We start from the raw sequence: 10,889 nt of genomic DNA, 5'->3' as shown, positions 1-10,889 counted from the left end.
TTGGGATATCGCCAAGCGGTAAGGCACCGGGTTTTGATCTCGGCATTCCCAGGTTCGAATCCTGGTATCCCAGCCATATTTAAAGGCCAATAAATATTAGTTGAGTCTTTAATTTATCATTAATATGATAAGTTCTAATGTTAAAATTTAATATTAGAATAAGTAGTATCAATGCGGGAGTGGTGGAATTGGTAGACACGCCAGATTTAGGTTCTGGTGCCGCAAGGTGTGAGAGTTCAAGTCTCTCCTCCCGTACCATTGATAACATACTTTAAGTCTATTTTTGATAAAATCAGATACAACAAAAAAGCCCATCAAAAAGATGGGCTTTTTTGTGCTTGTCACTTTTTCTTTCTCTTTTCTTTCTCTCGATTTTCAGGCAATTTATTGCTCAGGCGGGCAATAAATTGCCTGAAATGAGCAATTTATTGCCCAAAAATCCCTGTTTTTTTTAAAAAACCATTAAAATCAGTTATATAAAAATTGGCATGTTTCCTGCTGTTATTGAAATGTCTATAAATTGGTTTTGTATTGTTTTTGTACTGTTTCACTTTTGAGCATTCATCTATTTTTACTTCAACGAAAAAGGATGGATAGGGCCAGTTTCATTAGAAGTACTCATTAAAAGTGTCGAGCAGAGACACAATGCCGTGAGGTTAAATTATCAATAAGCAAGGAAGGATATTATGCCAACACCATGTTATATCTCTATTGAAGGTCAAACACAGGGGAATATTACAGCAGGCGCTTTTACTTCAGATTCTGTCGGTGATATTTTTGTTGAAGGCCACGAAGATGAAATGTTAGTTCAAGAATTTAAGCATGTTGTCACTGTACCGACAGATCCGCAATCAGGTCAGCCTTCTGGTCAGCGTGTTCATAAGCCGTTTATTTTTACTGTTGCACTCAATAAAGCCGTACCATTAATGTACAACGCGTTATCAACAGGTGAAAAGCTTAATAAAGTTGTGCTGAATTGGTACCGAACTTCTATTGAAGGCAAGCAAGAGCATTTCTTCTCGACTACGCTGGAAGGCGCCACCATAGTGGATATCAATTGTCATATGCCCCATTGCCAAGATCCGACTCAGGCAGATTTTACTCAGCTGGTTCAAGTGTCTTTAGCCTATCGTAAAATTGATTGGGATCATACCAGTGCAGGCACATCGGGATCCGATGACTGGCGTAAGCCATTGGAAGCATAATTTGATATTACCAAATGGGGTAATGTTTATCGTTAGCTCATTTGGAATGGGTCACACAGAATAAATAAAAGAAGAAGGATGTGAGCATGACAATGGCAAGCTCGGGATTAGGTTACCAATTTGTCGCTGAAGGATTAGATGAAGCGAGCTTTGAGTTACTTGAATTTCATTTTGAAGAGGCGTTATCAGCTCCCTTCTCGGTTGAAATGACGTTAGTGAGTAAAAAAAGTGATTTAACGCCAGAGTCTATTGTTGATAAAGCAGGTTTGATGACATGGTCCATGGACGGTGAAGTGCAACGCCAAGTACATGGTGTGGTGAGTCAATTTACCATAGGGGATACAGGTTACCATGATACGCAATATAAGCTAACGCTTGTTCCAGCCCTTTCTCGGCTAAAACTCAGACAAAACAGTCGTATTTTTCAAGCGCAAAGCACTTTAGCCATCATTCAAACCTTGTTGAACGAAATGGGCATTAAGGATTATGCCTTTAATTGCGATCCTAGCTTAGATCAAAGAGTGCGTGAGTATTGCGTACAATATCGAGAGACAGATTTTGCATTTTTGAGCCGTCTAGCGGCAGAAGAAGGCTTGATTTATCATTTTGAACACGAAAAAAGTAAGCACACTTTAGTGTTTAGTGATAGCACGAAAAAGCTGAGTAAGTTAGGCATGCCGTTTCCTTATAATGCCACCAGTGGCGGTATGTCAGAGGTGCCTTATGTTTCACAGTTTGCATTACAACATCAAGTGGCACCAGCCAGTGTGGTGTTAAAAGACGCCAGTTTTAAGCAGCCTCAATACAGTTTTTTACAAGACAGTTTAGCAACCGATCTAGATTATCAAGGTCAAGATTATGAGCATTTTGATTTTCCAGGGCGCTATAAAAGCGATGCCTTTGGAAAGCCCTTTACGCAAACACGATTAGAATACTTGCGACGCCATGCGCATCTGGCTTTTGCTAAAAGTAACCTCATGGCGGCCAGTGCCGGATTTAAATTTGACTTAATGGAGCACGGGGATCCTAGCTTTAATCGTGATTGGCTGCTTATTAAGGTGATACACACAGGTTTTCAAGGGGCGAGCCTTGAAGGCAGTAATACCACTATGCCCACCAGTTATCATAATCAGTTTGATGTGATCCCAGCCAATACCCCTTGGCAAGCTAAGCCGAAGACAAAGCCATTAGTCACAGGCCCTCAGTCTGCTGTGGTCGTTGGGCCAAAAGGGGAAGAGATTTTTTGCGATGAACATGGCCGCGTAAAAGTGCAATTTCCGTGGGACAGAGAAGGAAAAAATGACGAGCAAGCTAGCTGTTGGGTACAAGTGAGCCAAGGTTGGGCTGGAGCCCAATATGGCATGACAGCCATTCCACGTATTGGTCATCAAGTGATTGTGAGCTTTTTAGAAGGGGATCCCGATCAACCTATCATCACTGGTCGCACCTTTCACGCCACCAATGTGCCGCCTTATGTTTTGCCTTCCCATAAGACTCGAACTGTCATTAAAACTCAGACCCATAAAGGCAAAGGCTTTAATGAATTGAGGTTTGAAGATGAAGCCACTCGTGAGCAAATATTTATTCATGGACAAAAAGATCTTGACATTATCACTCGTAATACGCGCCGAGAAAATACGGGGATGGATCATCATTTAACGGTTGAAAATGAGCAGTTTGCCATTGTAAAACAGAGCAAGCACAGCACTGTGGGTAAAGATCTCATTGAAGAGGTGCGTGGTGACAAACACCAAGCCATAGGTAAAAACCTTATTCAAAAAGTGACAGCGGGACTCAAGCGCATCATTGGTGGCGGCATGGTGACCCAAGTGGATGGCGCCCATAGCATGTCAATTGCCGCATCGGAAGAGAAAATCATTGGCGGCGATCATAAATTGAAAGTCAATAAAGACAGTTATACCAATGCGGCGAATATCGTATTAGAAGCGGGAACGGCCTTAACGCTAAAAGGCCCCGGAGGGTTTATTAAAATCGATTCAGGAGGTGTCACCATTTCTGGTAGTAAAGTCAAAATCAATGAAGGTGGCTCACCGGGTAAAGGCAAGGCGCCAAAAGCAGTCAAAGTCGAGGAGCCCAATCAGCCGACACTGCCAGACCCCGCGGATAAGCGTTGAGCCCGCTGACAAAAGGTGAGCCAGCTGAATAAGCGTTGAGCCTGCGGACAAACGATGAGCCGGCTGAATAAAAGATAAGCGGTTTAATAAACGTTGAGCCGGCTGAATAAACATTGAGGCTGGGCATCAACCATAAACATAAACGCGTACTGTTACAGTGAGCCATAGTTAAAAGGAAAATAAGCGCTTGTCATCAATTTGTCATAGATGGCAAGGGCTTAAAGGTAATAAAAATAACAAGGAATTGGATATGCCTAAAGCGGCAAGATTAGGGGATACGGCCGCAGGTCATGGCTGTATGCCTGCGACCCCCATTTTAGCGGGTAGTGGTGATGTGAGTATTAATGGCATGCCTGCCGCCCGTAAAGGGGACATGGTGTTATTGCACATGTGCCCTTGCCCTAATATGCCCCACGGTATTCATATGCGCAGCGTCAATGCGGGTTCATCCAATGTCAGCATTAACGGAAAACCTGCAGCGAGAGTGGATGATGCCATTAATTGTGGTGGTAAAGTCGCTGCAGGCTCACCAAATGTACTGATTGGTGATACACCGTATCAATCCCCTGCCCACAAATGTGCCGAAGGGGCCGCTAAGTCCCATTCGCCCATGCTGAACTTTGAGCCTATGCTGAACTTTGAGCCTATGCTGAAGCCGCCAATGGGCGAATTTGTTAAAGCATTTGATTATGTCGAACGTTTAGAGCAAGTCAAAGCCATAAAAGAGGCTATTGCGAAAGAGAAAAGTGCTAAAGAGCCCGTGGCCCCGGCGACTAAGTGTGAAAGTGATCCTATCGATATGGCAACGGGTAACGTGGTGGAGTGGCGCACAGATTTTACTTTGCAAGGGCGGGTGCCGCTGCTTCATAAGCGTTTTTATCATTCAGGAAAAAACAAACTCACAGGCTTGCTGGGACGGACGTGGCGCAGTTACTGGGACATGAGCCTTGAAGTTGATGATGGCATAGTCACTTTTATCGACGATAAAGGCAGTCGAGCCCATTATGCTTTGCCTGCCGATGGTGAGCAAAAGCGTGCAGCCCATATGCCCGCATGGCGCTTAATGCGTCAAAACCAGCAGTTGGTGATGCGTCATCTCGATGGCATGTATTTAGTGTTTGATAGTGACACTCCTATTTATCCCATTGAGGATGACATTGATATAAATCACTTTAACAAGTCTGCAGACACGGCTGTCGATGGCATTGGAAAACAGCATTTAGCATTGAGCCATATTCGTGATGGCTATGGTCATGAACTGCGCTTTATTTATGACAATGGCAATTTAGAGTGGGTGAAGCTCAGTGATAACAAGCAGCAAATGAAGGTCGAGTCACAAGATGGGCTTATCACTAAGCTTATTTTATGTGATGAAAACCAGCAAGCGCTGAAAACCTTAAGCACCTTTAAATATAATCGTGAAGGGCAGCTTATTTCAGTGCGCAGTGATGCGGGTAATAATTTTGATTATGAGTATGACAAGCAAGATAATTTACTCAAATGGTCAGACTTAGGCGGCACTTGGGTCAAGCATACTTATGATGAGCATAATCGTGCTCTCAGTACCCGTGCCAGCAATGGCCGCTGGCACGATGAAACGCGCTATGACGATACCAAGAATGTCATTTTTTATAAAAGTCCCCACAAAGGCATTCAGTGCTATTACCGCGATGAGCGTAATAATATCATTAAACATATAGATGCCAATGGGCATGTCACTCTATCTGAGTGGCAAGATAATCAGCTAGTGTGTGAAGTCAATGCGCTGGGTGATAAAACTCAATATGCTTACGATGATTGGGGGCAAGTGAGTAGCATTGTTGGCGCCGATGGCTGTGAGCATGTGTATGACTATGATGACAATGGTCAGCTGGTTTGCGTCACTAATCCTTTAGGAGCTAGCTGGCACTATGAATACGATGAGCAGCAAAATCTCATTCAATCCAGCGATCCATTAGGGCGCAGTTGGCAGTTTGAGTACAATGAGCGAGGCTTATTAACTAAGCAAACCCGTCCCGATGGCTTACAAACTCAGTTTAGTTTTAATGAGCTAGGGCAAATGAGTCAGGTGAGCCCTCCTTTAGGTCACCGTTTGCGCTTTGAATATGATGTTCTAGGGCGCCTAATCGCTCGCCATACCTACGTCAACGAAGTCGATGCTGATAAACGTAATACACAAGTAGAGCCTTCAGCCGATAAAGAGCCCTCAGCTGATAGAGAGCCTTCTGTTGCACTTAATAAAGAGTCCTCAACTGATAAAAAGCCCTTAGCCGATAAAGAGCCTTCAGCTGCACTTAATAAAGAGCCCTCAGCCAGTAAAGAGCCCTCAGCGGATAAAGAGCCAGCTTCTTCGTTAGTCAGACGTTGGCATTACCAGCAAGATAAATTGCAGCCCAGCCGCGTGGTGTTTGAAGATGGCAGTGAGCAGCGCTTTGATTATGACATCGAAGGTAATCTCATTAAAGTGGTGGATCCTCTAGGTCAAGTCTACGGCTATGAATACGGTGCCTTTGATAGCTTAATGGCCAGTACCGATCCCCTTGGGCAGACCACCCGTTATCTGTATAACGGTGAGGGGCAATTTGCAGGCGTTATTAATAGCCAACATCATCAGTGGCGATATCACTATAACGAATTAGGCCAAATAACCGAGGAGCGGCATTTCGATGGCCGTAAAACTCAGTTTGAATACGATCCTCTAGGGCGAGTGGCAAAACGTATTGCCCCCGATGGTACGCAACTTAGGTTTTACTACGATGTCCTTGGTCGTTTAATTCAAAAGCAAGCGCTGCAATTACAATGCCCTCATAAGCATCAGAACAAGGCCGCGGCAAGTGAGTCAGTACTTGAACCTGAGTATCGCATTACCAGTAATAGCTTTTTTGAATACGATGATGCTTCACAGCTCGTTAGGGCCACGGTGGATGATAGCCGCTATAAAAGCGCGATTGCTAATAGTAACTCTACCAATAATAGTAGCTCCGCCAGTAATAGTGGCTCAGCCAATAAGGTGGTGGTCGAGTATGAATATGATTTAAGTGGCCGCCGCATCAAGGAGACCATTAACGGCCAAGCTCTTAACAGTGAATACGATGCCGCGGGTGAGCGTGTCGCGATAACAGGCCAGCTTGACGATGAAGCCCAAAGGATCAGCCCTGAGCGGCTTTTAACAAACAGCCCTGAGCGGCCCTTAGCAACAGCAAGCCCCTATCAAATGCAACTCACCCATCAACAAGGTTTATTGACGGGGGTGCAAATCAATGATCACCAAGCGCTACAATTTGCCCATAACAGCCAAGGTTTTGAAGTATCCAGATACAACCAACAAGGTTTTCATTTAGCTCAAGCCTGGAGTCTGGGTGGGGACCTACTTTCTCAAGAATTAGTCTCTCAGGAGTTAGTTAAAGGTGGATCGCAGGCCAACAAGGGGTTAAAACTGTCTGCTCCCAATGCGCAGCAGCCTTATTATTTAGGGCCAGAAAAACCTCAAGGTCCACGCACCTTACAGCGCCATTATCAATACGATGCACTGGCGCGAATTAGCGCTATCGATGAAACTCATTGGGGCAGCAGCCAATTTAGCCACAATGCCAATGGCCAAATCACCCATCAAGCGACTATGTCTGCAAAAGGCGGCGCGCTCAGTGACACTTCAGTGGAGCCTGCTCTCAAAGTGCAGCAATTTGACTATGACGCCGCGCAAAATTTAGTGGCGGTGAATCAACTTAGTTCAGCTAAACCAAGTCTTCAACAAAGTCATGAACCCAGCGTATCGGCTTCAAATAGTGGTCAGACAGCTACGACGAACATTATTGATTTCGCCACTAAGCGGTTAGAAAAACAGCTTAAATACCAAAAAGGTGGCCGAGTAGAGCGCATCGGTAATCACACTTACCATTATGATGCTTGTGGCCGCGTGTTTGAAAAAGTCACGCAAAAAAAGGGCTTTCGGCCGCAAGTCACCCGCTTTGAGTGGGATGAAGAAGACAGACTCATTAAGGTGCGATTGCCAAATGATGATACTTGGCAGTATCAGTACGATGCCTTTGGCCGCCGCGTGGCTAAGGTTAAACAGCAGAGTAAGCTGACAGTGGAAGAAGCAAAACGAGTCGCCAACGCTAGTCGAATCAACTACCTGTGGGACGGTAATAACCTTATCGAACAACAAAGGTGCTATGCCGACGGCACCTTAGCTGACACAACACAGTGGATGTATGAACCAGAGAGTTTCCGTCCACTGGCTCAGCGAGTGCAAAAAGTAAACAGTGGACAAAGTGAATGTACAGCGCAGCTGCATTACATTATCGCCGATCATGCGGGCACGCCACGGGAGCTGTGTTCTGAGGCGGGTGAGGTCAAATGGCGCGGAAAGCAAAGCCTCTGGGGTAAATTTAACCAGTTTAATGAGAAAGACACTCCGCTCACACGCTTAGACAGCCGTGATGAGGATGTACTCGTGCAGCAGGCCGCTAATGATCCTGTGTTTTGTGATCTGCGTTATCAAGGTCAAGTTTATGATAACGAGACAGGTTTGTATTATAATCGCCATCGCTATTATGATCCTGACAGCTGTCAATACCTAAGCCCAGATCCCATAGGTATAGCGGGTGGTCTTAGACCGAATTCATACGTCCACAATCCCATGGAATGGGTGGATCCGCTGGGGCTAAGTGGAGGAGCTTGTAAAAAAGTAATACAGAATGCATGGAATCAATTTCAAAAACATCATAAAGGTATTTTTGCTAATACTACTCAAGCTGCAGCAGCTTATAAGGACTTGAAAATAAATCAATCACCTTGGCCTTATGGGTATACCCCTCAAAATCAAGTGTTAAAGCAGGGAACTGAATTTAATATGGCTTTAAGCCCTAATCAACCATTAGATAGACCTGGAGGGTTTGGGACTTTAGATCATATTGTAGGTAAGGATTATGTTAGAAATGAATTAGCCGTTAAAGAACAGTGGAAACCAGATATAGATAAAGTTGTTACCTATGAAGTTACAAAAGATTTACCTGTAAAAACTGGTCCAGTTGGTCCACAAATTGATACTGATTCGGGGAAATATCTTGCTGGTGGGGGAAGTCAATTAGAAATGACAGTTGCTCCAAAAGATAGAATGAGTTATTTAAAGGTAAAAAGTGTAAGAAAACTGAAGTAGAGGTGTAGGTTGAAATGAGTGAATTAGGGAAAATACATCAGTTTGTTATATCTGATGATAAAAAAATAATGACATGGGTGACTAAAGCTAAAAATGTAGAAGTTAATACAGAGTATGTTCAACAGGGAATCATTGATCATAATAATGTATTTGCTCTTTTGACTTTTAGTGATAAAACAGAGCTACTTGCGGTATATAATGAGCATGGAGAGCAGTTACTTGAGTTGATGCCACCGAGTGGCTTTGTATTTTCCTATTTAACGACAGATCATCAAGGAAAAGTCAGTGTGATTTGTAGTACCGAAGAATATGAGTCCTCTGGTTGCGATTGGTTTTTTGATATAGATATTGAGAAAAAAAGGCTTTGTAAGAAAGGGTTATCATATTGAATTTATTTATGTGATTGAAATTTTCTTTATTTGTACTTACAAAGGTATATATGAAAACTGAATACTATATTATTGCAAATGTAGATAAAAGAAGCGCTGACAGTGGTAATAGTGCCGATTGGCCAAAGGTTTTAGCTTACTCATTTAAAGCAAAGAAGCTTTATATGTCTGAGGGTTGTGGTCATGGTCTTGTGGGGGGGGAAATTTCCATTGCAAATGTCAAGCTGGCTGATTGGAGTGAGTTTTTTGATGACATAGATGGAAAGTGGTTTAGTGACTTAATTTTAAATGGTTCGTTGTCATCTATATTCGATGAATCCAAATTTATTGAGCTATTGAAAAATAATAACTGCACTATTGAAGTGATGAGTTACTGAGTGGAGTAAGGTATGTAAAATCTTTAAATATCATGCAACTATGTAATAGGTGAGAGCGTTAAATACATTGTTGAATTTATATGATGGTGATGAAAACGGATTCATAACGGCTAAAGGCTCTGTATCTTGCCCTACCTGTGCGAAAACAAATGAGTTTGTTATTTCTGATGGTATTTCAGCTAGCAAAGTGGATATTAGCTACCGTAATAAAGCATTGGCTAATATATCCCATATTGAAGAAATCAGAGTTGGTGATTCTTGTTTTTATAAAGTAAATGAATTACCCGTTCAATTTCACCGTATGGCATGTGTTGAATGTGGTGAGCTGTTTACTGCCGTGGTCGGCGCGGGAGAATATCAGCCTTGTCGATATATGGTAGTGTTAGTCAACGTGGTGATTGGATGGGCTTAGTGGATATGAATAACGCTGAAGCGAGAGATGAAGTGATAAATGTGATAAATCGTTATCTTGTTGGCAATGATCCAGAAGCAGATCATTATTGATGAATTACTGTATTTGTATGGTTAAAACGATCTAGTGAAAATAGAAACTACCAAGCACGGTTCCGGCAAACATGCTTATACAAGTATATCTTGGGATAGTGTTGATAAAAAAGTTGAAATTGAATTTTCTGTATTAGCAAGATGCTGTTATTCAAAAAAGATGAACAAAGTTTTTGCCAGTCTATACCAAGAAAGGCAAGTTTATCTCTATGATCATGATGGTAACTTATATACCAAACTACCTATCCCGATCAAAAATGGTTATCAATATATGGGACTGAATGCTAACGAAAAGTCCAGTACTGGTATTGCACTGTTATATGCGCCAATTAAGAGTCAATATGGCAATGAATGGGGAGAATATGAGCAATATGAATTGCTGCAATCGGAAGATTCTCTAGGCCGATTTATTGATATTTACCGGTAACGTTCAAAGGAGATAGAGCTAAATTCAATGGATAATTTGTTTGAACAAGCAGTATCACGATCAGAAACTGTAAATTTTTTTAAGGGTGAAGGGCAATACTATTCTCATAATCCTATGGATGGTGGACATTGTTATGGGATCAGGTTATCTGAAAATTTAGCTCAATATCTGAATAGCGATAAACATAATTTATATATTTTTAATGAAGTTTTTAATCATTTTATTAGTTCACTTTCGTCAAGTGAAGCAGATTTAAGGCATTTACTTTCCAATGTTTTTGAAATTAATAGATTAAAAAATAATGGTGTTGTTCGGCAAGGAAATCCTATTGTGAAAGGGACAAATACACAAGGTGTGGGGCATGGTTTTAGTCCTAATAGACGAGATCCATCATCGCCTGTATTTAATGAGAAGCTTGATAATTGGGTTGTCAGGTTTGACAGTAATACAGGAAAGCCATTTATGGCTGATCCAACTAAATAGAGTATAAGAAAATGAAGTTAAAATGGCCTAATAGTGATATCGATTTTGATGTTCATCTGAGGTTTTTTCTCGGATGTTTTGATATTTATGATAGAGAGGAAACCTTAGGCGAGTATTTGAATCAGTTTAATCCCTTAGGTGTCCCCTTATATAAAGCAGCCACATCAAGGGTTTTGAGGTAAAATACTCCAAACAACCATAATAAGCT

The 10,889-nt window shown here is 42.3% G+C and carries 8 protein-coding genes and 2 tRNA genes; all 10 read left to right on the top strand.

Annotated features, from left to right (window positions below):
- The first annotated feature begins 1 nt into the window (after position 1).
- The 10 genes from Q0791_RS22970 to Q0791_RS22925 all read left to right on the top strand — a co-directional run bounded on the left by Q0791_RS22970 (position 2) and on the right by Q0791_RS22925 (position 10,681).
- Positions 2-76, top strand: a tRNA-Gln gene (locus Q0791_RS22970).
- Between the two features lie 97 nt (positions 77-173).
- Positions 174-258: transfer RNA gene (locus Q0791_RS22965), tRNA-Leu, on the top strand.
- Positions 259-686: 428 nt separating this feature from the next.
- The gene (locus tag Q0791_RS22960) at positions 687-1,205 is read left to right on the top strand and encodes an Hcp family type VI secretion system effector (RefSeq protein ID WP_299011529.1); all 519 of its coding nucleotides are present in this window, start codon (positions 687-689) and stop codon (positions 1,203-1,205) included.
- Between the two features lie 86 nt (positions 1,206-1,291).
- Positions 1,292-3,340 carry a type VI secretion system Vgr family protein gene (gene tssI, locus Q0791_RS22955; protein ID WP_299011527.1) on the top strand — a complete coding sequence of 683 codons (2,049 nt, stop codon included), beginning with the start codon at positions 1,292-1,294 and terminating at the stop codon, positions 3,338-3,340.
- 187 nt (positions 3,341-3,527) lie between these two features.
- Positions 3,528-8,501: a DUF6531 domain-containing protein gene (locus tag Q0791_RS22950; RefSeq protein ID WP_299011525.1), complete on the top strand. Its 4,974-nt coding sequence runs from the start codon at positions 3,528-3,530 to the stop codon at positions 8,499-8,501.
- Positions 8,502-8,515: 14 nt separating this feature from the next.
- A complete protein-coding gene (locus tag Q0791_RS22945; RefSeq protein WP_299011523.1) occupies positions 8,516-8,890 on the top strand; it encodes a hypothetical protein in 375 nt (124 codons plus the stop codon).
- A gap of 50 nt (positions 8,891-8,940) precedes the next feature.
- Positions 8,941-9,267 (top strand): hypothetical protein, encoded by a 327-nt coding sequence (locus Q0791_RS22940; RefSeq protein WP_299011521.1) that lies wholly within the window; start codon positions 8,941-8,943, stop codon positions 9,265-9,267.
- Positions 9,268-9,334: 67 nt separating this feature from the next.
- Complete coding sequence (locus Q0791_RS22935) at positions 9,335-9,679, top strand: hypothetical protein (RefSeq protein ID WP_299011520.1); 345 nt, start codon at positions 9,335-9,337, stop codon at positions 9,677-9,679.
- Between the two features lie 126 nt (positions 9,680-9,805).
- Positions 9,806-10,198, top strand: coding sequence for a hypothetical protein (locus Q0791_RS22930; protein ID WP_299011519.1), 393 nt, complete (start codon positions 9,806-9,808; stop codon positions 10,196-10,198).
- 27 nt (positions 10,199-10,225) lie between these two features.
- The gene (locus Q0791_RS22925; protein WP_299011518.1) at positions 10,226-10,681 is read left to right on the top strand and encodes a hypothetical protein; all 456 of its coding nucleotides are present in this window, start codon (positions 10,226-10,228) and stop codon (positions 10,679-10,681) included.
- Positions 10,682-10,889: the final 208 nt, after the last annotated feature.

The organism is uncultured Shewanella sp. (assembly GCF_947495455.1).
Lineage (GTDB): Bacteria > Pseudomonadota > Gammaproteobacteria > Enterobacterales > Shewanellaceae > Shewanella.
Note: the sequence above shows the minus strand (reverse complement) of the source record. Positions and strands in the feature narration are given on the sequence as shown.

Coding starts and splice junctions, on each gene's coding strand:
- Q0791_RS22960 (WP_299011529.1), top strand. CDS start 687: ATGCCAACACCATGTTATATCTCTATTGAAGGTCAAACACAGGGGAAT.
- tssI (WP_299011527.1), top strand. CDS start 1,292: ATGACAATGGCAAGCTCGGGATTAGGTTACCAATTTGTCGCTGAAGGA.
- Q0791_RS22945 (WP_299011523.1), top strand. CDS start 8,516: ATGAGTGAATTAGGGAAAATACATCAGTTTGTTATATCTGATGATAAA.
- Q0791_RS22940 (WP_299011521.1), top strand. CDS start 8,941: ATGAAAACTGAATACTATATTATTGCAAATGTAGATAAAAGAAGCGCT.
- Q0791_RS22925 (WP_299011518.1), top strand. CDS start 10,226: ATGGATAATTTGTTTGAACAAGCAGTATCACGATCAGAAACTGTAAAT.